At 70.3% G+C, this 20,774-nt stretch carries 20 protein-coding genes; 11 read left to right on the forward strand and 9 right to left on the reverse strand.

Annotation, left to right across the window (positions count from 1 at the left end):
• Nucleotides 1-45: 45 nt before the first annotated feature.
• Nucleotides 46-423, reverse strand: a complete 378-nt coding sequence (locus ACFO6S_RS15640) for a hypothetical protein (RefSeq protein WP_378418485.1) — start codon at nt 421-423, stop codon at nt 46-48.
• Between the two features lie 75 nt (nt 424-498).
• On the reverse strand, nt 499-1,707 hold the full coding sequence (gene hppD, locus ACFO6S_RS15645; protein ID WP_378418487.1) for a 4-hydroxyphenylpyruvate dioxygenase: 1,209 nt from the start codon (nt 1,705-1,707) through the stop codon (nt 499-501).
• A 146-nt stretch (nt 1,708-1,853) separates the two neighbouring features.
• On the opposite strand from hppD, the gene ACFO6S_RS15650 reads away from it, so the two are divergent.
• The 5 genes from ACFO6S_RS15650 (at nt 1,854) to ACFO6S_RS15670 (ending at nt 5,720) form a co-directional block, all read left to right on the forward strand.
• Nucleotides 1,854-2,339, forward strand: a complete 486-nt coding sequence (locus tag ACFO6S_RS15650; protein ID WP_378418488.1) for an Lrp/AsnC family transcriptional regulator — start codon at nt 1,854-1,856, stop codon at nt 2,337-2,339.
• 255 nt (nt 2,340-2,594) lie between these two features.
• Nucleotides 2,595-3,011 carry a TOBE domain-containing protein gene (locus ACFO6S_RS15655; RefSeq protein WP_378418489.1) on the forward strand — a complete coding sequence of 139 codons (417 nt, stop codon included), beginning with the start codon at nt 2,595-2,597 and terminating at the stop codon, nt 3,009-3,011.
• Complete coding sequence (gene modA, locus ACFO6S_RS15660) at nt 3,008-3,802, forward strand: molybdate ABC transporter substrate-binding protein (RefSeq protein WP_378418491.1); 795 nt, start codon at nt 3,008-3,010, stop codon at nt 3,800-3,802. Before ACFO6S_RS15655 ends, modA begins: the two co-directional genes overlap by 4 nt.
• Entirely contained in the window at nt 3,799-4,623 is an 825-nt protein-coding gene (locus ACFO6S_RS15665; RefSeq protein ID WP_378418493.1) for an ABC transporter permease, read from the forward strand. Before modA ends, ACFO6S_RS15665 begins: the two co-directional genes overlap by 4 nt.
• Nucleotides 4,620-5,720, forward strand: coding sequence for a sulfate/molybdate ABC transporter ATP-binding protein (locus ACFO6S_RS15670; protein ID WP_378418495.1), 1,101 nt, complete (start codon nt 4,620-4,622; stop codon nt 5,718-5,720). The genes ACFO6S_RS15665 and ACFO6S_RS15670 overlap by 4 nt, the downstream gene beginning before the upstream one ends.
• Nucleotides 5,721-5,733: 13 nt before the next feature.
• Here the strand turns inward: ACFO6S_RS15670 and ACFO6S_RS15675 are convergent, their stop codons facing one another.
• Nucleotides 5,734-7,212: a flavin-containing monooxygenase gene (locus tag ACFO6S_RS15675; RefSeq protein WP_378418497.1), complete on the reverse strand. Its 1,479-nt coding sequence runs from the start codon at nt 7,210-7,212 to the stop codon at nt 5,734-5,736.
• Between the two features lie 160 nt (nt 7,213-7,372).
• Here ACFO6S_RS15675 and ACFO6S_RS15680 point away from each other — a divergent pair, with 160 nt between their 5' ends.
• The gene (locus ACFO6S_RS15680) at nt 7,373-9,292 is read left to right on the forward strand and encodes an acyl-CoA dehydrogenase family protein (protein ID WP_378418499.1); all 1,920 of its coding nucleotides are present in this window, start codon (nt 7,373-7,375) and stop codon (nt 9,290-9,292) included.
• Between the two features lie 46 nt (nt 9,293-9,338).
• Here ACFO6S_RS15680 and ACFO6S_RS15685 read toward each other — a convergent pair whose 3' ends face one another.
• From ACFO6S_RS15685 to ACFO6S_RS15705, 5 genes are all read right to left on the reverse strand, one after another.
• The gene (locus tag ACFO6S_RS15685) at nt 9,339-10,883 is read right to left on the reverse strand and encodes a long-chain-fatty-acid--CoA ligase (protein WP_378418500.1); all 1,545 of its coding nucleotides are present in this window, start codon (nt 10,881-10,883) and stop codon (nt 9,339-9,341) included.
• Nucleotides 10,884-10,933: 50 nt separating this feature from the next.
• Nucleotides 10,934-11,515, reverse strand: coding sequence for an RBBP9/YdeN family alpha/beta hydrolase (locus ACFO6S_RS15690; protein ID WP_378418501.1), 582 nt, complete (start codon nt 11,513-11,515; stop codon nt 10,934-10,936).
• Nucleotides 11,516-11,611: 96 nt separating this feature from the next.
• On the reverse strand, nt 11,612-12,667 hold the full coding sequence (locus ACFO6S_RS15695; RefSeq protein ID WP_378418503.1) for a beta-keto acid cleavage family enzyme: 1,056 nt from the start codon (nt 12,665-12,667) through the stop codon (nt 11,612-11,614).
• Between the two features lie 49 nt (nt 12,668-12,716).
• On the reverse strand, nt 12,717-13,640 hold the full coding sequence (locus tag ACFO6S_RS15700; RefSeq protein ID WP_378418505.1) for a TauD/TfdA dioxygenase family protein: 924 nt from the start codon (nt 13,638-13,640) through the stop codon (nt 12,717-12,719).
• A gap of 93 nt (nt 13,641-13,733) precedes the next feature.
• Nucleotides 13,734-14,708 (reverse strand): quinone oxidoreductase family protein, encoded by a 975-nt coding sequence (locus tag ACFO6S_RS15705; RefSeq protein ID WP_378418506.1) that lies wholly within the window; start codon nt 14,706-14,708, stop codon nt 13,734-13,736.
• Nucleotides 14,709-15,057: 349 nt separating this feature from the next.
• Between ACFO6S_RS15705 and ACFO6S_RS15710 the strand changes: the two genes are divergently transcribed.
• The 5 genes from ACFO6S_RS15710 (at nt 15,058) to ACFO6S_RS15730 (ending at nt 19,670) form a co-directional block, all read left to right on the forward strand.
• Nucleotides 15,058-16,101: an AraC family transcriptional regulator gene (locus ACFO6S_RS15710; protein WP_378418508.1), complete on the forward strand. Its 1,044-nt coding sequence runs from the start codon at nt 15,058-15,060 to the stop codon at nt 16,099-16,101.
• A 245-nt stretch (nt 16,102-16,346) separates the two neighbouring features.
• Nucleotides 16,347-16,700 carry a carboxymuconolactone decarboxylase family protein gene (locus ACFO6S_RS15715; protein ID WP_378418716.1) on the forward strand — a complete coding sequence of 118 codons (354 nt, stop codon included), beginning with the start codon at nt 16,347-16,349 and terminating at the stop codon, nt 16,698-16,700.
• 116 nt (nt 16,701-16,816) lie between these two features.
• Nucleotides 16,817-18,250, forward strand: coding sequence for an MFS transporter (locus tag ACFO6S_RS15720; protein ID WP_378418510.1), 1,434 nt, complete (start codon nt 16,817-16,819; stop codon nt 18,248-18,250).
• A complete protein-coding gene (locus ACFO6S_RS15725) occupies nt 18,247-19,023 on the forward strand; it encodes a CoA transferase subunit A (RefSeq protein WP_378418512.1) in 777 nt (258 codons plus the stop codon). The genes ACFO6S_RS15720 and ACFO6S_RS15725 overlap by 4 nt, the downstream gene beginning before the upstream one ends.
• On the forward strand, nt 19,020-19,670 hold the full coding sequence (locus tag ACFO6S_RS15730) for a CoA transferase subunit B (RefSeq protein WP_378418513.1): 651 nt from the start codon (nt 19,020-19,022) through the stop codon (nt 19,668-19,670). Before ACFO6S_RS15725 ends, ACFO6S_RS15730 begins: the two co-directional genes overlap by 4 nt.
• 92 nt (nt 19,671-19,762) lie before the next feature.
• On the opposite strand, the gene ACFO6S_RS15735 is transcribed toward ACFO6S_RS15730, so the two are convergent.
• Nucleotides 19,763-20,677 carry a LysR family transcriptional regulator gene (locus ACFO6S_RS15735; protein WP_378418515.1) on the reverse strand — a complete coding sequence of 305 codons (915 nt, stop codon included), beginning with the start codon at nt 20,675-20,677 and terminating at the stop codon, nt 19,763-19,765.
• Nucleotides 20,678-20,774: the final 97 nt, after the last annotated feature.

Raw genomic sequence — 20,774 nt, forward strand, 5'->3', positions numbered from 1 at the left:
GCACCGGTGACCGCCCGCTCGTCGTCGCGAACTGCCCGAGGTCCTCTACAGAACTGGGCTGGGGCTGTCGACGATGAAGCCGTGGCAGAAGCCGGTGGGCAGGCAGAACTCACCGGTCCGGGCCATGCCGATCCGGACGTCGTCGACCATCCGGTAGTAGGAGAAGTTCACGCCGTCGACGCTGTGCGCGCGCACGCCCGGCATCGTGGCGATGTCCTTGTTGGTGCTGAGCAGGTCGTCCTGGTTCATGACCGGGTTGACCAGGTACTCGGTGTGGCCGCCGTCGGCGAGCAGGGTGTACTTCCCCGCGTTGAGCACGGCGGCGGCGGGCGTGGCGGACGCGACCGCCGCGGACGCTCCGAGGATCGCGAGGGATCCGGCGGCAGCGGCGGCGATGGCAGTGACGCGGGCAACAGTGGTCATAATTCACCGATAGAACACGACGCGGCCGCGCGGCGCCACCGGTGGGGCCAGATCCGTTCGCCGGACCGGCGCCGCTCACAGATTCCCCCGGGCCTCCTGCTCCCGCTCGATCGACTCGAACAGGGCCCGGAAGTTTCCCTTCCCGAATCCCAGCGACCCGTGCCGCTCGATCAGTTCGAAGAACACGGTCGGCCGGTCGCCGAGCGGCTTGGTGAAGACCTGCAGCAGGTAGCCGTCCTCGTCGCGGTCGACCAGGACGCCGCGCCGCTTGAGCTCGCCGACGGGCACCCGCACCGTGCCGATCCGGGACCGCAGCGCCGGGTCGTCGTAGTAGGCGTCGGGGGTGTCGAGGAATTCCACCCCCGCGGCGCGCAGCGCGTCGACCGCGCCGAGGATGTCCGCGGTGGCCAGCGCCAGGTGCTGGCAGCCCGGTTCTCCGTAGAACTGGAGGTACTCGTCGATCTGGGAGCGCCTGCGGCCGACCGCGGGCTCGTTGAGCGGGAACTTGACGCGGTGGTTGCCGTTGGCGACGACCTTGCTCATCAGCGCCGAGTACTCGGTCGCGATGTCGTCGCCGACGAACTCGGCCATGTTCGTGAAGCCCATGACCTCGTTGTAGAAGCGCACCCAGTGGTCCATCCGGCCCGTCTCGACGTTTCCGACGGCGTGGTCGAGGGCCTGGAACAGCGGCGACGGCACGTCCGGCCGACGCACGTAGCCGCTGCCGCGCGGGACGAACCCGGGCAGGTACGGCCCGTCGTAGCGGCTCCGGTCCACCAGCGTGTGCCGGGTGCTGCCGTAGGTCGCGAGCGCGGCGAGCCGCACGACGCCGTGACCGTCGGCCTCGTCGTGCGGCTCGACCAGGACGGTGGCGCCGTGCGCCCGGGCGTGTGCGACGCAGCGGTCCACGTCGACCACCTCGAGTGCCAGGTCGACGACGCCGTCACCGTGCCGGCGGTGGTGCTCGACCAGCGGGCTGGCGGGATCGACGGCCCCGGTGAGCACGAACCGCACCGAACCGGACTCGAGGACGAACGACTTGTGGTCGCGCTGACCGGTTTCCGGGCCGGCGTAGGCGACCAGCGTCATCCCCCAGATCGCGACGAAGTACTGCGCGCTCTGGGTGGCGTTGCCGCACACCATCACCACGGCGTCGACGCCGACGACGGGGAAGGGATCCGCGGCGTCGTCGTGTTCGACCAGCCCGACGAGCTGGCGGAGCTGGTCGGCGCCGAGGTGCGCGGCGCGTTCGTGCGGGGTCAGCCGCAGGTCCGCGAGGGTCATGCCTTCACTGTGATCCGCGCCGGCGCGGTGGGCAACAACGGCGGTTGACGCTGCCCACTCTGTACAGAATGCTGGAAGAAATCGCTGTACAACTGGACAAGTTGCCCAGACGAGGCGGCCCGAGGGCCGCGACGGGGGTGCCCGCGATGAGGATCGACCGACTCGACGCCGACCTGCTCGCCCTGCTGCACGCCGAGCCCCGGGTCGGGGTGCTCGAGGCGTCACGACGCCTCGGCGTGGCCCGCGGCACCGTGGCGGCCAGACTCGAACGCCTCGAGCGCGGCGGTGTGATCGCCGACCTCTCCCCCACCCTCGCCCCCGAGGCCCTGGGCTTCCCCGTCACCGCCTTCGCCACCCTCGAGATCGTCCAGGGCCAGGGGCACGCGGCGGTCGTCGAGCACCTGACCTCGATCCCGGAGGTGCTCGAGGCCCACACCATCACCGGCGCGGGCGACGTGCTGGTGCGGGTGGTCGCGCGCACGCACGTGGACCTGCAGCGGGTGATCAACCAGATCGTCGACGGGCAGCACGTGCTGCGTTCGTCGACCGCGATCGCGCTGCAGACCCAGATCCCGCTGCGCCGAATGCAACTGGTGCAGGCCGCCGTCGAGCCCGCCCCGCCGCCTCGGTAGCACCACCCCCGGCTGCACCGCCGCAACGCCGAACCACCGCAACGCCGAACCACCGCATGAACGTGCCATTCACTCGATTGCATCGAATGAACGGAAGCGTTCATTCGATGCAATCGAGTGAACGTGCCGTTCACTCGACGTGCGAACGGCGCGATCGGTCCGCGGGCATCTGCTGACGGTTCACCCTGCAAAATCAGCATTCACCGGACTATCATTCGAAATCTTCCGCAGATGCGGATCAATACGGAGGCAGGCATGTCGATACGCGTGAAGGACGCCGCGGCGTTGCTCGGGGTCAGCGACGACACGGTCCGACGCTGGATCGACGCAGGCACCCTGGTCGCGGGCAAGGACGAGTCGGGGCGCAAGGTCATCGACGGCGCGGTGCTCGCCGAGTTCGCCCGCAGGCACGCGACACCGCCGCCGGACCCGCTCGGCGTCGGCAGCTCCGCCCGGAACCGATTCGTCGGACTCGTCACCAAGGTGACGGCCGACACGGTGATGGCCGAGGTGCAGATGCAGTGCGGGCCCTTCACCGTCGTGTCGCTGATGAGTGCCACCTCGGCCGCCGAGCTCGGCCTGGTGCCCGGCAAGGTCGCCGTCGCAATGGTCAAGGCCACCACGGTCGTCGTCGAGACGCCGGCAAACCGATCCCACGGAGGGACCGCATGACTCGCGCTCTCGGCCCGGCACTCGCCGCGCTCACCACCGCCGCCCTGCTGGCCGGCTGCGCCACCTCGGGCACCGAGGACACCGGGTCGACCGACCCCAGCCGCACCGCCGCCGCGGTCCCCGAGATCACCGTCTACGCGGCGGCCTCGCTCAGGTCCACCTTCACCGAACTCGGCGAGATGTTCGAGGCCAGGTACCCCACCACCGCGGTCAGGTTCAACTTCGCCGGCTCCGCCGACCTGCTCACGCAGCTGAGCCAGGGCGCTCCCGCGGACGTGTTCGCCTCCGCCGACACCGCGAACATGACCCGGGCCGTCGACGCCGGGCTTGTCGCCGGCAGCCCCGTCGACTTCGCCACCAACACCCTGACCATCGTCACCCCGCCGGGAAACCCCCGGGGCGTCAACACCTTCGCGGACCTCGCCGCGCCCGGAACTCAGGTGGTGGTGTGCGCACCGCAGGTACCGTGCGGCGCCGCGACCGCCACGGTGGAGCAGGCCACCGGCGTCGATCTCACGCCGGTGAGCGAGGAGTCGTCGGTCACGGACGTGCTCGGCAAGGTCACCTCCGGCCAGGCCGACGCCGGGCTGGTCTACGTCACCGACGCGGCAGGCGCGGGCGCGAAGGTGACCGCCGTCGCGTTCCCCGAGTCGGCCGGTGCGGTGAACACCTACCCCATCGCGGTCTTGAACGAATCGGAGAGCGCCTCCGCGGCAAGGGAGTTCGTCAACCTGGTCACCGGGGAAGCGGGCCGAACGGTGCTGACCGATGCGGGGTTCGCGGCGCCGTGACCGGACGCCGGGGCGCCGACACCGGGGCCGCCGTGGGCCTGCCCGCCTGGGCCTACCTGCCCGCCGCCGCCGGTGCGTTGTTCCTTCTGCTGCCGCTGGTCTCGATCCTCGTCACGGTCGACTGGCCGAACTTCTTTCCCCTGATCACCTCCGAATCCTCCCGCACCGCACTGGCATTGAGCATGAAGACGGCCGCCGCGAGCACCGCGGCGTGTGTCGCGGTCGGGGTGCCGATGGCGCTGGTGCTGGCCCGCGGCAGCTTCCGCGGCCGCTCGCTGCTGCACGCACTGGTGCTGCTGCCCCTGGTGCTGCCGCCCGTCGTCGGCGGCCTCGCGCTGCTGTACACATTCGGTCGACACGGCCTGCTCGGCCAGCACCTCGAGGTGCTCGGAATCCGAATCGCCTTCTCCACCACCGCGGTCGTGCTGGCCCAGACCTTCGTCTCGCTGCCGTTCCTGGTGATCAGCCTCGAGGGCGCGCTACGGGTGGCCGGCCACGACTTCGAACGGGTCGCCGCCACCCTGGGCGCCCGCCCGACCACGGTGCTGCGCCGGGTGACGCTGCCGTTGGTGCTGCCCGGACTGCTCTCCGGGGCGGTGCTCGCCTTCGCCCGCGCGCTCGGGGAGTTCGGTGCCACCATCACCTTTGCGGGTTCGCTGCAGGGGGTCACCCGGACGCTGCCGCTGGAGATCTACCTCCAACGCGAATCCGACCCGGACGCCGCGGTCGCGCTCTCACTGCTGCTCATCGCGGTCTCGGCGCTGATCGTCCTCGCCGTGCATGGCAGGCGCCTGACCGGCCGGGTCCGGGGCACCCGGTGAGCGGCCTGCGGGTCCGTGCCCGGCTCGACGCGCGCGACGCCGCGTTCGACCTCACCCTGGCCGACGGCGAGGTGCTGGCCGTCCTCGGTCCCAACGGCGCGGGCAAGTCCACGCTGCTCTCGCTGGTCGCCGGGCTGGTGCGGCCCGACCACGGCACCGTCACGCTGGGCGAGGCGGTGCTCACCGACACCGACGCCGGCGTGTTCGTCCCGGCGCACGCGCGCGGGGTCGCCCTGCTGTCCCAGCGGGCGCTGCTGTTCCCGCACCTGAGCGCCGCCGCCAACGTCGAGTTCGCACCCCGCAGCCAGGGTCGCGGCCGCGCGGCGTCCCGGGAGCTGGCCCGCCGGTGGCTCCGGGCCGTCGACGCGGAGGACCTCGCCCGCCGCCGGCCCGCCCAACTCTCCGGCGGGCAGGCCCAGCGGGTGGCGATCGCCCGGGCGCTCGCCGCGCAGCCGCGGGTGCTGCTGCTGGACGAACCGATGTCCGCGCTGGACGTGACCGCCGCGCCCGCGGTGCGGCGACTGCTGCGGACCGTCCTGCGCGAGCAGGGCCGCACCGCGGTGATCGTCACCCACGACCTGCTCGACGCACTCGCACTGGCCGACCGGGTGGTGGTCGTCGAGCGCGGACGCGTCGTCGAGTCCGGCAGTGTGCGCTCGGTGCTCACCTCGCCGCGCAGCGCGTTCGGCGCCCGGATCGCAGGCGTCAACCTGCTGTCCGGCCGGATTGTCGAGCACGGGGCACTCGAGACACCCTGGGGCACCGTCGTTTCCGGGACCGAGGAGACCGGCGGCAGCCTCCACGCCGGCGCGGCAGCGGTCGCGCTGTTCCGGCCCGCCGCGGTGGCCGTGCACCTCGAGCCGCCACACGCCAGCCCCCGCAACGTGCTCCCGGTGACCATCGCCGAGATGGAGGTGCACGGGGCCGCGGTGCGGGTGCGGGGCGCCGAGAACCCGGACGGCAGTGCCGCTCTCGCGGCGGACGTCACCGCCGCGGCCGTCGCCGACCTCGACCTCGCGCCGGGGCGGCGGGTGTACTTCGTGGTCAAGACCCAGGAGGTTCAGCTGCACCCGGCGCTGCCCGCGCCTGCCGGCTGAGCCACGGCGACCGTCAGAACAGCTCGTGGTCGCGGCGCCGCACCCGGCGCGTGCGCAGTCGGTACCGCCACGAGAAGCCTGGCCACAGCGAGTGATTGGTGCCGTCCGCGGCCACGTACCAACTCGCGCAGCCGCCGGCGCTCCAGACGGCGGACGCGAGCCGCTCGTGCAGGTCCGCGTGGAAGCCGGCCTGCGCGTCCGCACGGACGTCGACGGCACCCGCACCCTCCCGGTCCACCAGGGCCATCGCCGCGAGCACGTGCCGGACCTGCGACTCGATCATGAACACCAGGGAGCTGTGCCCGAGCCCGGTGTTCGGCCCGGTGAGCAGGAACGCGTTGGGCAGCCCGGCGACCGTGATGCCGAGGTGCGTCGCGATCCCGTCCCGTTGCCACCGCTCCTGCAGCGTGACCCCGCCCCGCCCGGCGAGCGGCAGCCGGGCCAGCGGGCCCGCCACCCGGAATCCCGTGGCGTAGACGATCACGTCCACCGGGCGCACCGTCCCGTCGGCGGTCACCACGGCGTCCGGGCGGATCTCGGCGATCGGGTCGGTGACCACCTGCGTCCCCGGCAGGCTCAACGCCGGGTAGTAGTCGTCTGACCGCAGGATCCGCTTGCAGCCGATGCGGTAGCCCGGCGTCAGTGCCCGCCGGAGTTCGGGATCCTGGACCTGGCGGCGCAGGTGCCGCCGCGCCCGACCCTCGAGGGGCCGGGTCAGCGCGGGCGGTCCGTTGAGCCCGGCCGCCAGCAGCTCCGCGTTCCAGTAGGTCAGCGCCCTGGCGATCCGTCCCGTCACCGGCACCCGATCGACGGCGAGGCGGGAGGTGCGGCGCGGCAGCACCCACGGGGGCGTGCGCTGGTAGAGCTGCAGCGCACCGGCGCGGGCGGCGAGCTCGGGCACCAGCTGGACCGCGCTCGCGCCGGTGCCGATCACCGCCACCGTCTTGCCGGTGAGGTCGACGGAGTGGTCCCACTGCGCCGAGTGGAACGCGGGCCCGCCGAAGGTCCCGGCACCGGGGATCCGGGGCAGCGCGGGCTGGTGCAGCGCCCCGGTCCCGACGACCAGGAACTGCGCGACGTACTCGCGGCCGTCCACGGTCCGGACGTGCCAGCGCCGGGCGGCCTCGTCCCACCGGCCGTCGCCGACCTCGGCTCCGAACTCGATCTTCGCGCGGACGCCGTACTCGTCGCTCACCCGCCGCAGGTAGTCGAGGATCTCGGGTTGCGAGGCCCGGCCGCCGCCGCGGCGACGGTGCGGTGCGAACGAGTACGAGTACAGGACCGAGGGCACGTCGCACTCACAACCCGGGTAGGTGTTCTCCCGCCAGGTGCCGCCGACCTCGTCGGACTTCTCGAGCACCACGAACTCGCCCGCACCGGCCCGGGCCAGGCCCACCGCCATGCCGAGCCCGGCGAATCCCGCGCCGATCACCAGCACCCGGGAGTGCCGCACCGCCCCCGTTCCGGGCCGCGCCTCGACTGCATCCGTCATCGAACTCCACCTCTCACCCACCGACTTGAACAGTGTTCAAGTTTTGTAGTGTTCAACGCAAATCGGCCAGTGCCCGGTGCCGACGGCGCGACGGGCAGACCGGACCGGGCCGCCGCGCGCCTACCCGGCGGGTGCACCACGAGGTCGCTACGGTCGGGGCATGGCAACCACGGCGGATCACCTGCGGACCACCCTCGACGGCCGGTGGCGGGAGGTGCGGGAGAAGGTCCGGCTGGACCTGCTCCGCCCCGAGTTCGCTCCGCACTTCACCCCGGACCTCGCCGCCGCCCGGGCCACGGCGCTCGAGCAGATGCGGGTTCTCGCCGAATCCGGCTACGCGGCCAACGGTTTCAGCGTCGAGCACGGCGGCACCGGGGACGTGGGCGCGGCGGTCACCAGCATCGAGATGCTCGCGATGTCGGACCTGTCGCTGATGGTCAAGGCCGGGGTGCAGTGGGGACTGTTCGGCGGTGCCATCGAGAACCTGGGCACCGCGGTCCACCACGAGGAGTACGTCCGGCCGCTGATCGACCTGGACCTGCTCGGCTGCTTCGCGATGACCGAGACCGGGCACGGCAGCGACGTGCAGGAACTCGAGACCACCGCCACCTACGACGCCGCGACCGGGGAGTTCGTGATCGACTCCCCCACCCCGTCGTCCCGCAAGGACTACATCGGCGGCGCCGCCCAGCACGCCCGGATGGCGGCCGTGTTCGCCCAGCTGGTCACCGCAGGCCCCGGCGAGACCCCGGAGTCGAAGGGGGTGCACTGCTTCCTGGTCCCGATCCGGGACGAGCGGGGCGACGACCTGCCCGGCGTGACCACCTCGGACTGCGGCTACAAGGGCGGCCTGCCGGGCGTCGACAACGGCCGGATCGTCTTCGAGGAGGTGCGGGTACCGCGGGCGAACCTGCTCAACCGGTACGGCGACGTCGCCGCGGACGGCAGCTACAGCTCGCCGATCGAGAACCCGGGCCGGCGGTTCTTCACCATGGTCGGCACCCTGGTGCGGGGCCGCGTCACCGTCGGCGGGGCGGCCGGCGCTGCGGCCCGCGTCGCCCTGTCCATCGCCACCCGGTATGCGTTGGCGCGCAGGCAGTTCGACAAACCCGAGAGCGACGAGGAGGTCCTCATCATGGACTACCTCGTGCACCAGCGCCGGCTGCTCCCGCTGATCGCGAAGTCCTACGCCCTGCACTTCGCGCAGAACGAGCTGGTCACCCGGCTGCACGAGATCCAGAGCGCGCCGGAGGTGGACCCGCAGGAACAACGCGAGCTCGAGGCCCGCGCCGCCGGGCTCAAGGCCGCGAACACCTGGCACGCCACCAGGGCGATCCAGGAGTGCCGCGAGGCCTGCGGCGGCGCCGGCTACCTCACCGAGAACCGGCTCGTCGTGCTCAAGGCCGACACCGACGTGTTCACCACCTTCGAGGGCGACAACCACGTGCTCACCCAGCTGGTGGCGAAGGAGCTGCTCACCGCCTACGCCGACGAGGTCCGCGGGATGGGACCGGCGGACTGGATGCGGTTCGCCGCCACCACCGTCGGCGACGTCGTCAAGAAGCGCACCGCGGCGCAGCAGATCATCCAGACCATCCTCGACACCCGCCAGGACAACGAGGAGGACGGCAGCCTGTTCAACCGCGGCACCCAGCTGCGGATGTTCTCCGACCGGGAGGAGTACCTGCTCTCCACCGCCGCCCGGCGCCTGCAGGGCGCCCGGAAGCGCGAGGAGGACCCGTTCGACGCCTTCAACTTCGTGCAGGACCATGTGCTCCGCGCCGCGGAGGCGCACATCGACCGGGTGGTGCTCGAGGCGTTCGTCGCGGGCATCGACTCGTGCCCCGACGAGGCGGCGGCGGACCTGCTCGGCGACCTGTGCGACCTCTACGCCCTGACGGTGATCGAGGAGGACAAGGCCTGGTTCATGGAGCACCGGCACCTGTCCGTCGAGCGGGCGAAGGCCGTCAACCGCGGCATCAACGAGCGCTGCCGGACCCTGCGCCCGCACGCCCTGGATCTGGTCGAGGGGTTCGCGGTGCCGGAGTCCACGCTGGGCGCGGCGATGTTGGCTCGCTGACCCACTCCTCGCGGCGACCCCCGGCGGTGGCGGGCCCGCTTCTGCCTCAGGAGAGTTCGCGCTTGAGGATCTTCCCGGTCGCGGTCATCGGCAGCACCTCGACGAGCGAGACCTGGCGGGGGTACTTGTAGCTCGCCATCTGCTCCTTCGACCACGCGATCAGCTCGTCGGCGGTGATCTCCGCGCCGGGTTCGACGATCACGAAGGCCTTGACCTCCTCTCCGTGGCTCTCGTGGGGAACGCCGATCACCGCCGCCAGCGAAACCGCATCGTGTGTCAGGAGAACCTCCTCGACCTCGCGCGGATACACGTTGAACCCGCCGCGCACGATCATGTCCTTGGCCCGGTCCACGATGTAGTAGAAGCCGTCCTCGTCGCAGCGCGCGAGGTCGCCGGTGCGGAACCAGCCGTCGCGGGTCACCTCGGCGGTGGCCTCGGGGCGGCCGTAGTAGCCCTTCATGACATTGTGGCCACGAATCGCTATCTCCCCCACCGTGTCCGGCCCGGTGACGGTGTTCCACTCCCGGTCGACCAGCCGCACCTCGACGCCCCAGAGCGGGACGCCGATCGACCCGGGCCGCGGCGCCTGCTCGGGGTCGGAGAACAGCGCGACCGGCGAGGTCTCCGAGAGCCCGTAGCCCTCCAGGATCTGGACCCCGAACCGGTTCCGGAAACGTTCGAGGATCTCCACCGGCAGGGCTGCGCCGCCGGAGATCGCCTTACGCAGGTTCGCGGCGATGCGCCGCACGTCGACGGACTCGTCCACGGCGCCGAGCAGCCCCCAGTACATGGTGGGCACCCCGGCGAAGATCGTGATGGCCTCGCTCTCCATGATCCGCAGCGCCGCCGCCGCCTCGAACCTGGGGAGCAGGACCAGGGTCGCCCCCACCGCGAAACCGGCATTCATGTTGATGGTCTGGCCGAACGAGTGGAACAGCGGCAGTGTCAACAGGTGCGTGTCGGGGGTGCTGGGCAGGGTGTCGAAGAGACGATTCGCGGCGATCGCGTTCATCACCATGTTCGACTGGGTGAGCTCGGCACCCTTCGGCCGACCGGTGGCGCCGCTGGTGTACAGGATCACCGCGGTGTCGGTGGCCTCCCGGACCACCGTGTCGAACTCGGACGGCCGACCGGACAGGGCCGCGTCGAGGGCGGTGACGCCTGCGCCCGTCGCCCCCGCGTCCGCCCCGATGACGAACATGTCCACGCACTCCGGGGCCTGCGCGAAACCGGCGCGGCCGTACTGCCCGATCGGCAACTCGCCGCTGCCCTCGAAACAGAAGTAGGCCTTGGCCCCGCAGTCCTGCAGGTGATACGCGATCTCGCCGGCCTTGAGGAGCACGTTGAGCGGCACGACGACGGCGCCTGCCTTGAGGATCCCGTAGTAGACGATCGGGAACCACGGCAGGTTGGGGCAGGACAGCGCAACCCGGTCACCGGGTGCGATTCCGCTCGAGACCAACAGTGCGGCAACCTGGTTGGCGAGGGCATCGGTCTGCGCGTAGGTGAGACGCTCATCGCCCAGGACCAGGGCGTCGCGGCCCGGGTACTTGCGGGCGGAGTCCTCCAGGAACATGGAAAGGTTGAGCATCGACTTCTCTCTCGGGTTGGGAAGGGCCTGCGGCCCACGGCACTGGGCGGTCAGCCTCGAACGGTCGCGTCGGCGATCAGCTCGTCGACCAGGCGGGTGGCGAGGGGCCAGCGGCCGTACCCGGATGCGGGATTGAGGTGCCCGACCGCGCCCAGGTCCAGTACCCGGCTGCCCCAGCTCTCGGCCAGCTCGACCACGGTCCCGTACTCGGCCATCGGGTCGTCGGTACTGACGCCGACGATGCTGGGGAACGGCAACACGGTGCGCGGGACCCGATTCCAACCGTTGGCGTCGAGCTGTTCCGGGGTGGGGTAGCCGGCGGGCAGCGGCACGCCCAGGTCCGGCGGGGTGACCAGTAGCGCGCCCGCGATCGGACGTCGATGCCGCTGCGCCCAGTGCACGGTGATCAGCACCCCGGCGCTGTGCGCGACCAGCACCACCGGGCCGTCGACGTCGGCGAGCACCGACTCCAGGGCGGCGACCCGGGCCGCCAGGCTGAGCTTGTCGTGCTCGAGCGGCGCCACGGCCGCGACCCGGTCGAGGTCGGCGGCCAGCAGGGTCTGCCAGTGGTCCGCCACGTGGTCCCGCAGTCCGGGGACGATCACCACGGTCGGGGATTCGGTTCTGCTCATGTGCCCTGTCCTTCCTCTAGCGGGAACCGGGGGACGCCGAACCGACCGGTCTCGGTGTCCCCCGGTTCCCGGGGCGCCCCCGGCGGAGGCGAGTTGCTAGGCGTGCTGGGTGAATCCGACCTGACCGGGGCGCCGGTTCGGCGCGTAGCCGAGCCGGGCGAGGGTCTCGTCGGCATCCTTGTAGCTCTGGCCGATCCGGTAGATGTCACGGGCCTCCTTGGCGGTGGCCACCTCGCGACCGAGCTCCTTGGCGACCCGCACCAGCTGACGGACCTGCTCGGCGGAGGTGATCTTCTCCTCGCCGTTCGGGGCCCACAGGTTGTCCTCGTTGCCGCAGCGCGGGTGCAGACCCATCGCGATGGCCATGGTGTTCACTGGCAGCACGCTGCGCATCAGCGTCTCGAGCGTCAGGCACGCACCGTCCGGAACCCGGTTGACGAACGCCATCATGTTGTACGGGTTCGGGCCGTCGAAGCCGCCGCCGATCGCCACCCACGTCAGGTTCAGCGGGCCGGTGTAGACGCCGCGACGGATCAGCCGCTCCACGGTCTCGAGCTGCGGGATCGAGGACAGCTGGAAGTGCGGCTGGATGCCCGCGGCCTGCAGTCGCCGCAGGTGCTCCTCGACCCACTCCGGGCCGGCGGGCACGGTCATCTCGCGGTAGGTGTGCGCCAGTTCGGCGTTCTCCATCGAGGTGCCCTTGATGTCGCCGGGGGTCATCAGGTCCATGATGTTCATCTGGCTGGTGTTGATCGCGATGGTGACCTGGTCCGGCTTCGGGTCCAGCTCGGCGAGCATGTGGCGCACGTCGTCGGAGAGCCACTTCGCGTCCGCGCCGTCGCCCTCGGGGGCGAAGGAGATCGAACCGCCGACCTGCAGGATCATGTCGGGCACGGCCTCGCGGAGACGGCCGAGCAGCTCGTTGAACTTCGACAGACGCTTCGAACCCTTGCCGTCCTCCTCACGGACGTGGATGTGCAGCACGGTGGCGCCGGCCTCGTAGCAGTCGACGGCCTGCTGGACGTGCTCGTCCATCGTCAGGGGCAGGTCCTCGGGGAAGTCCTCGACCGCCCACTCCGGGCCGTAGGGGGCGACGGTGATGACCAGCTTGTCCTGGTTCTCGGGGAACAGCGAATCGTCGTGGAAATGCATGGCAGAGCTCCAGTTCTCGAATGAGGCGAGGGGTGATTGAGGACGAGCGTCAGAACGGTCGGTCGCCGACGATCCCGGCGCGCTCCATCTTTCGGACCGCGGGCCAGTAGTCCTGGACGGCGTAGTGCTGCGTCGACCGGTTGTCCCAGATCGCGACGCTGTTCTTCGTCCAGTGCCAGCGCACCTGGTACTCCGGAATGGCGGCCTGGCTGGTCAGGTACCGGAGCAGGTCACCGGCGCCGGGTGCGTAGTCGCAGCCGTACCGGATGTTCGTGGGCGTGTGAAAGTTCGTCAGGTGGGTGGTGAAGCTGTTGACGAAGAGGATCTTCTCCCCCGTCTCCGGATGCGTTCGGACCACCGGGTGCTCCGCATCGGGGTACCGCTCCTTGAGCCGCAGGCGGTCCTCGATCGGCAGCCGGGCCCCGAAGGACGCCTCGATGCTGTGCCGGGCGTAGAGACCGTCGATCTGTTCCTTCACCGCCTCCGGCAGCTTCTCGTAGGCCAGCGCCATGTTGACCCAGATCGTGTCGCCCCCGATCTCCGGGCCCTCGATGCACCGCAGCACGGCGCCCATCGGGGGGTTCTCCCGCCAGGTGGCATCGCAGTGGTACGCGCCCTCGAACTGCTCGGGCGGGCTGCTGAGGTCCTTGTAGATCCGGACCAGTCCGGGATTCTCCGGATCGCTGCCGAGCATCGGATGGTCTTCGAGTGCGCCGAACCGCTCGGCGAGCGCGACGTGCTCGGCCCGACTCATGTCCTGGTCGCGGAAGAAGAGCACCTTGTGCTCGAGCAACAACGCCTTCAGCGCGGCGAACAGCTCGTCGTCGCGGGACACATCGGCAAGATCGACGCCGTGCAGTTCCGCGCCGATGCTGCAGGTCAGCGGATGTACATCGAGTGGCGTTCCGGCGGTGGGCGACTGTCGCCCGGCGCCGAGGTCACGGTCGACGCCGTGATCAACAGTGGTGGTCATGACGCTCTCCTGTGTGGCGGTGAAGGGGTCTACGCGTCCGGGACTACACCGAACAACGTTGCCCAAATGGATGATTCAGCGCGAATGGGCCGATCAGAACGAGAACACGGACGAACCGACACTGGTCCCGGCCTCCAGGTCGCGGTGCGCCTGTTCGGCATCCTCGAGCGCATAGTGCTGGTTGATCTCGATCTTGATCCGGCCTGCGACGACGTGCCCGAACAACTCTCCGGAGAGCTCGGCCCGCTCGGCGGGATCGGCGATGTAGTCGGCGAGTGCGGGGCGCGTGACGTACAGCGATCCCTTCACCGCGAGCTGCATCGCATGGATCGGCGGCGTCGGCCCGGACGCGGTGCCGAAGGCCACCAGCAGTCCGCGGCGCGCCAGCGAGTCCAGCGACGTCTCGAAGGTCGTCGCCCCGATGCTGTCGTACACGACGGGAACGCCGACTCCGTCGGTGATCTCGCGCACCCGCTCGGCCACGTTCTCCCGCCGGTAGACGATGACGTGCTCGCATCCGTGCGCCTTTGCCACGGCCGCCTTCTCGTCGGTCGACACGGTGCCGATCACGTTGACGCCCAACAGCTTTGCCCACTGGGTGAAGATCAGTCCGACGCCACCGGCGGCGGCGTGCAGCAGCACGGTGTCGCCGGCCTTGAGGGGGTGGATACGGCGCAGCAGGTACGACGCGGTCAGTCCCCGCATCGTCATCGCCGCGGCGGTCTCGAACTCGATGCCGTCGGGCAGGGCGATCAGGTGTTCGGCCGGCATGACCCGCTCGGTGCTGTAGGCACCCAGCGGGCTGCCGGTGTAGGTGACGCGGTCGCCCTCCGCGAAGTCGACGACACCCGGACCGACCGCCTCCACCACACCGGCGGCCTCGACGCCCATGCCCGCGGGGAGTTCGGCCGGGTACAGGCCGCTGCGGAAGTAGGTGTCCGCGAAGTTCAGGCCGACGGCCTCGTGCCGAACCCTTACCTCACCGGGACCGGGGTCGCCAACCTCGACCGCCTCCCACTTCAGGACCTCGGGGCCACCGGTTTCGTGGAAGCGGATTGCCTTCGCCACTGCTGTCTCCTCGCTCTTCGGTCACGCCGCGCGGCGCGTCGGTACTGAACTGACGGTGATCATTTTGGTGCCAACAACTTTCAGCGCCAGGCCGAGGTCTGGTCGACACCCGCGGAAGCCCCCGGGCCGAGGCGATGGACCCCGAGCTCGCCGACCTCCGGTGTGATCAAGCTGACATGAGATTAGCGGCCCAGCGGCCGCCATACTTACCCTGACGGGACAGATTAGTTGCCTTTTAGGGACAGACCCGGTCGAGAAGGCGGCCACCGGCCATGGCACCGGGACCGGTTCACGACCTACCCTGTCGGAACGAACCGCACCCGCAGCCGAAGAACAGAGGTGATCGTCCATGCCCCGCCCCCTTGCGCGATACGCAGCACTGACGGGCTACATCGAGCTGGGCCGGACCCTGGGAATCGACTCGGTCCGCGTGCTCCGGGACGCCGGCCTCGACCCCGCCGCCCTCAACCTGCAGGATCGCTGGATCCCCGCGGCCGCCGTCGCGCGAGTGCTCGAACTCTCGGCCGCGGAGTCCGGGCGCGAGGACTTCGCACTCAAGCTCGCCGAACGGCGACGGCTGTCGACACTCGGGCCGCTGAGCGTGAGCATCCGCGAGGAACCCGACGCCCGCAGCGCGCTCAAGAGCCTGATCCGGTACCAGCACATGTACAACGAGGCCCTGCGCATCCGGATGTCCGAGCGGGACGGGTTGACGGCGGTCAAGGTCAGCATCGAACTGGGAGAACCTGCCGCCGTCCAGCAGTCCTGCGAACTGGCCGCGGCCGTCGTGCACCAACTACTGCGCGGAATTCTCGGCGACACCTGGAAACCGGTCTCGGTCGGCTTCACCCACGCCCGTCCCGCGGACGACAGCACCTACCGGCAGATGTTCGCCGCACCCCTGGTCTTCGACCACGATTTCACCGGAATCATCACCTACACAACAGACCTGGACAAGCCGAACCGACTCTCCGACCCTCTGCTGCGGTCCTATGCGCAGCAGTTTCTCGACACCCTCACGGCGCCCGAGGATCCCACCACCACCACCCGCGTCCGCGAACTCGTCGAACTGCTCCTGCCCACCGGCCGGTGCTCGATCGAGCAGGTCGCCCGCAGCCTGGGCGTCGACCGCCGGACCGTGCACCGCCATCTCGCCAAGTCCGGGCAGACCTTCTCCTCGGTCCTCGACGAGACCCGAGCGGAACTGGCGTCCCGGATGGCCTCGGGGAGCCGCTACACCTTCACCGAGGTGGCCGAGATGCTCTCCTTCTCGAGCCCCAGCAGCTTCTCGCGCTGGTTCCACCAGCAGTTCGGGGTGAGCCCCCGCGAATGGCGGCGACAGACGTCCGCCGACGGCACCCACACCGAAGCCGCGCGCGACGCGGTGACCTGACCACGGGCGACCGCCGCGAGCCGCGGCCTCGGAGAATCACCACAGTGTCCCGAAATGCTAATAATTCGGTCCCCTGGGGGTAACTACTGGCCCAAATTTCGGTCTAGCGTGATCCAGGACACAGCACCGGAAACCGGGTGCGTGTGCCACACCCATCGCCTGGACTTCCCGAAATGAGGGCCGCCGTGGACACGGGATTCAACCCTGCCGACGCCACCACCAGTCAGACCCCGACGATCGATCGCATGCGCCAACTCGGAACATGGAACCCACTGTGGGACAAGCTGTCTCATTGGGATCCCGAATGGACCGAGCAGTTCATGGAGATGGCCGCCCTCCCCATCCGCCGCGAGGTCTTCCCGCCCGCCTTCGTCGAACTCCTCAGCATTGCCATCGACGCCTCGGCAACCCACATGTACGCACCCGGCGTGCGCAGGCACATCCGGCTGGCGCTCGACCTCGGCGTCACCCGGGACGAGATCCTGACCGTGCTCGAAATGGTGAGCGTGCTGGGCATCCATGCCTGCAACCTCGGGGTACCGATCCTCGAGGAAGAGCTCGACGCGCACGCCGCACGCACCGCAGCCGCCGCGCCCTAGTCGACCGGCAGCGCTACCCGCGACGCCCCGGCCGGGCGTCGCGGGTCCTCCACCCCGCGAGAGACGGCTCATCGGCGCCGCTCCGCCTCCCCACCGAGCCACCCACAGGAGCACTGATGGGACTTCCCTCCCCGTCCACCGATGTCCTGGCGGACACCACGGACCTCGACGCGCACCCGGCCGCCGTCGACCACCCGGCCCCCACCCGCCGGCGGTCGAAGCTCTACCCCTGGGCCGTCTTCGCCGTCACCTTCGGCCTGCTGCTCTCGGACTACATGTCCCGCCAGGTGCTCAGCGCCGTCTTCCCGTACCTGAAGTCCGAGTGGGTGGTGTCCGACTCGCAGCTCGCCTCGCTCACCAGCGTGGTCGCGCTGATGGTCGGTCTGCTCACCTTCCCGCTCTCGCTGCTGGCCGACCGGTGGGGCCGGGTCAAGAGCCTGATCCTGATGGCGATCCTGTGGAGCGTCGCGACGCTGCTGTGCGCGGTGGCCGGCACCTTCGAGCACATGCTCGGCGCCCGGTTCCTCGTCGGCGTCGGCGAGGCGGCCTACGGCAGCGTCGGCATCGCCGTGGTCCTGACCGTCTTCGCGCCCCGCGTGCACGCCTCGTTGAGCGGCGCATTCATGGCCGGGGGGTCGTTCGGCTCCGTGATCGGCGTCTCGCTCGGCGGCTACATCGCGGTGCACCTGAGTTGGCGCTGGTCGTTCGCCGCCATGGCGGTGTTCGGCCTGATCCTGGTGGCCCTGTTCTGGGTGCTGGTGACCGAACGCAGGCTTGCCGAGTACGCCGTGGAGGACCGGCCCGGCGACGAGACCGCACTCAACCCCGTTCTGCGCGTGCCGATTTCGACCTTGTTCACCAATCCAGCGGTACTGTGCGCCTACGTGGGCGGCGGACTGCAGCTGTTCACCGCGGCCGTACTGCTGGCCTGGCTGCCGAGCTTCTTCAACCGGTACTACGACATGGCTCCGGACCGGGCCGGCGCCACGGCATCGGCATTCGTGCTGCTGGTCGCCATCGGGATGGTCGTGTGTGGCGTCATCACCGACCGAGTGGGACTGGCCGACGCCAGCCGGCGATGGATCACCGCGGTCGTCTACTGCGCCATCTCCCTGGTGACACTCGCCGCCGGATTCCGGTTGGAGAACGGCGTCGCGCAGTTGGTGCTGATCGCGATCGGCTCCTTCTTCGCCGGTGGTTCGTCCGGCCCCACCGCGGCCATGGTCGCCAGCCTGACCCACCCGTCTGTTCGGGCGACAGCGCTGGGCACCCTCACCGTCGCCAACAACCTGCTCGGCCTCGCCCTGGGCCCCTTCGTGGTCGGGATGCTCGCCGACCGCCTCGGCCTGGTCGAGGCCATGGCACTGGCCCCGCTCGCCTACGTCGGCGCCGTCGCGGCACTGCTGCTCGGGCGGCGCCTCTACCCGTCGAGCCTGCGCAAGCTGGCGACGCTGACCCAGACCGCCCCGAACTCCCCCAGCCGAGAATTCCGGCCCGACCGGACGGACGACGCGCCCGGTGCGCGCACGAGCACGGAGAACAACCGATGAGCAAACTCTTCCCGTCGGCGGCCGCGGCCGTTGCCGACATCGAGTCCGGGGCCTCGCTGGCGGTCGGCGGATTCGGATTGTGCGGCATCCCGGACGCCCTGATCGCCGCGCTCGCCGCCGGCACTGCCACCGACCTCGAGGTGTACACCAACAACTGCGGCACCGACGGTCACGGACTCGGAATCCTGCTCGAGGACAAGCGAATCCGTCGGGTGACCGCGTCGTACGTGGGCGAGAACAAGGAGTTCGCCCGGCAGTACCTCGCCGGCGAACTCGAGGTGGAACTGACCCCGCAGGGAACGCTCGCCGAGAAGCTGCGGGCCGGCGGTTCGGGCATTCCGGCCTTCTTCACCCCAGCCGGGGTGGGCACGAGTGTCTCGGAGGGCGGGCTGCCGTGGCGGTACGCGCCGGACGGGTCCGTCGCGCTGGCCTCGCCGCCGAAGGAGGTCCGGGAGTTCGGCGGCGCCTGGGGAGCCCGTCGGTACGTCCTCGAGGAGTCCATCGTGGCGGACTATGCCCTGGTGCACGCCCTGGTCGCCGACACCGAGGGCAACCTGGTGTTCAACAAGGCCGCGATGAACTTCAACCCGCTGGCCGCGATGGCCGGACGGGTCTGCGTCGTCCAGGCCGAACGCGTCGTCGCAGCGGGCGAACTCGACCCGGGACAGGTGCACCTGCCGGGGATCTTCGTCGACCGGATCGTGCAGACCGGCATGCAGGACAAGCGGATCGAGAAGCGGACAGTCTCCGCGACGAAGGAGTGCGCACGATGACCACCACGACTGTCGAGACCCTCGGCTGGACGCGGGAGCAGATGGCCGCGCGGGCGGCGCAGGAGTTGTCGCCGGGCGAGTACGTCAACCTCGGCATCGGGCTGCCCACGTTGATCCCGAACTTCCTGCCCGACGGCGTCGACGTCACGCTGCACAGCGAGAACGGCATCCTCGGAACCGGCCCCTACCCCACCGAGGACGCGGTGGACGCGGACCTGATCAATGCGGGCAAGGAGACCGTCACGGTGAGTCCCGGTGCGGCATTCTTCGATTCGGCCCTCTCGTTCGGAATGATCCGCGGCGGCCACATCGACACCGCGGTGCTCGGCGGCATGCAGGTCTCGGCAACCGGCGACCTGGCCAACTGGATGGTGCCCGGGAAGATGGTCAAGGGCATGGGCGGCGCCATGGACCTCGTCCACGGGGCCCGCAGGGTCATCGTCGTCATGGAGCACACCGACAGGAACGGCTGCGCCAAGATCGTCGAGCGGTGCTCGCTGCCGCTGACCGGGCAGGCTGTGGTGCACCGGATCATCACCGACCTCGCCGTGATCGACGTGACCGAGACCGGCCTGGTGCTGCGCGAGTGCGCACCCGGGGTGACCGAGGAGCACGTCCGGGCCGCGACCGACGCGGCGCTGGCCTGAATCGCCTGCCGGTGCCGCGGGACCGGACCGGGGCCGGGTGCCCCGAGCGGGGACCGGCCCCGGTCCTGCTCGGGTACCGCTCGCGTGGTCCGCTACCGGTCGGCCCGTTCGAGGCCCTCCCGCCGGACCAGCCGAACCAGTTCGCCCGCGGGACCGTCGAGTTGGCGGGGCGGGCGCCACACCGCGCGAAGCACGCGCTCGAGTGAGAGTCCGTCCACGTCGATCACCTTGAGCTCGCCGGCCGCCACCTGATCCCTGACCGCGAGGGTGCTGAGCACCGCCGGGCCGACGCCGCTCATCACGCTGGTGCGGATGGCCGCGGCGCTGCCCAGCTCCAGCAGCGGGGCGGCCCGGTCGTACTCCTGCAGGGCGAGGTCCAGGGTGGTGCGGGTGCCCGAACCCGGCTCCCGGACCAGCAGCTGGGTGCCTGCCAGTTCGGCGACGGTCAGCGCCCGGCGGCGGCGAGCCCAGGGGTGGGTGGGCGCCACCACCACGACCAGGCGGTCGTGCGCCACCTTCACGCTGTTCAGCGTCCGCGGCACCGTGGGCGACTCGACGAAGCCGACGTCACACGTACCGTCCTGAACCCGGGCGAACACCGCGGCCGAGTTGTGGACCTGGAGGTGAATCGACACGTCGGCATGCAGCCCACGGAATCGCCCCAGCCACGCGGGCATCAGGTGTTCTGCGACCGTCATGCTGGCACCCACCGTCAGCTCGGCGGACCGCTCGGCGCGCAGACCCTCCGCCACGTCGAGCAGCAGGTTCGCATCCTCGAGCACCCGACGCGCCCAGTGCGCGATGACGGTGCCCTCCGCGGTCAGGGTGGAGCCGGTCGGACTGCGATGGATTAGCGCCATGCCGAACTGACGCTCCACCTGCTTGACTGCGCGACTCGCGTTCGGTTGCGCGATTCCCACGTGCCTGCTTGCCGCGCTGAGGCTTCCGTGGTCGTCCACGCCGACCAGCAACTCGAGAACCGTGAGGTCGGGCCATCTCCGCGCCATGCACTGATCATATGACCATCCACCCAGATATATCAGAATCATATGCAGTGATGCCCAGATGACGGCTAGCGCCGGGACGCCGAGTCACGGACCGTAG

It is taken from the genome of Rhodococcus kronopolitis, from assembly GCF_042654025.1.
GTDB classification, from domain to species: Bacteria; Actinomycetota; Actinomycetes; order Mycobacteriales; family Mycobacteriaceae; genus Rhodococcus_G; species Rhodococcus_G kronopolitis.

Coding starts and splice junctions, on each gene's coding strand:
- ACFO6S_RS15655 (WP_378418489.1), top strand. CDS start 2,595: ATGTCGATACGCGTGAAGGACGCCGCGGCGTTGCTCGGGGTCAGCGAC.
- ACFO6S_RS15725 (WP_378418512.1), top strand. CDS start 18,247: ATGAGCAAACTCTTCCCGTCGGCGGCCGCGGCCGTTGCCGACATCGAG.
- ACFO6S_RS15640 (WP_378418485.1), bottom strand. CDS start 423: ATGACCACTGTTGCCCGCGTCACTGCCATCGCCGCCGCTGCCGCCGGA.
- ACFO6S_RS15675 (WP_378418497.1), bottom strand. CDS start 7,212: ATGACGGATGCAGTCGAGGCGCGGCCCGGAACGGGGGCGGTGCGGCAC.
- ACFO6S_RS15685 (WP_378418500.1), bottom strand. CDS start 10,883: ATGCTCAACCTTTCCATGTTCCTGGAGGACTCCGCCCGCAAGTACCCG.
- ACFO6S_RS15690 (WP_378418501.1), bottom strand. CDS start 11,515: ATGAGCAGAACCGAATCCCCGACCGTGGTGATCGTCCCCGGACTGCGG.
- ACFO6S_RS15680 (WP_378418499.1), top strand. CDS start 7,373: ATGGCAACCACGGCGGATCACCTGCGGACCACCCTCGACGGCCGGTGG.
- ACFO6S_RS15700 (WP_378418505.1), bottom strand. CDS start 13,640: ATGACCACCACTGTTGATCACGGCGTCGACCGTGACCTCGGCGCCGGG.
- ACFO6S_RS15720 (WP_378418510.1), top strand. CDS start 16,817: ATGGGACTTCCCTCCCCGTCCACCGATGTCCTGGCGGACACCACGGAC.
- ACFO6S_RS15715 (WP_378418716.1), top strand. CDS start 16,347: ATGCGCCAACTCGGAACATGGAACCCACTGTGGGACAAGCTGTCTCAT.
- ACFO6S_RS15730 (WP_378418513.1), top strand. CDS start 19,020: ATGACCACCACGACTGTCGAGACCCTCGGCTGGACGCGGGAGCAGATG.
- ACFO6S_RS15735 (WP_378418515.1), bottom strand. CDS start 20,677: ATGGCGCGGAGATGGCCCGACCTCACGGTTCTCGAGTTGCTGGTCGGC.
- hppD (WP_378418487.1), bottom strand. CDS start 1,707: ATGACCCTCGCGGACCTGCGGCTGACCCCGCACGAACGCGCCGCGCAC.
- ACFO6S_RS15710 (WP_378418508.1), top strand. CDS start 15,058: ATGCCCCGCCCCCTTGCGCGATACGCAGCACTGACGGGCTACATCGAG.
- ACFO6S_RS15695 (WP_378418503.1), bottom strand. CDS start 12,667: ATGCATTTCCACGACGATTCGCTGTTCCCCGAGAACCAGGACAAGCTG.
- modA (WP_378418491.1), top strand. CDS start 3,008: ATGACTCGCGCTCTCGGCCCGGCACTCGCCGCGCTCACCACCGCCGCC.
- ACFO6S_RS15650 (WP_378418488.1), top strand. CDS start 1,854: ATGAGGATCGACCGACTCGACGCCGACCTGCTCGCCCTGCTGCACGCC.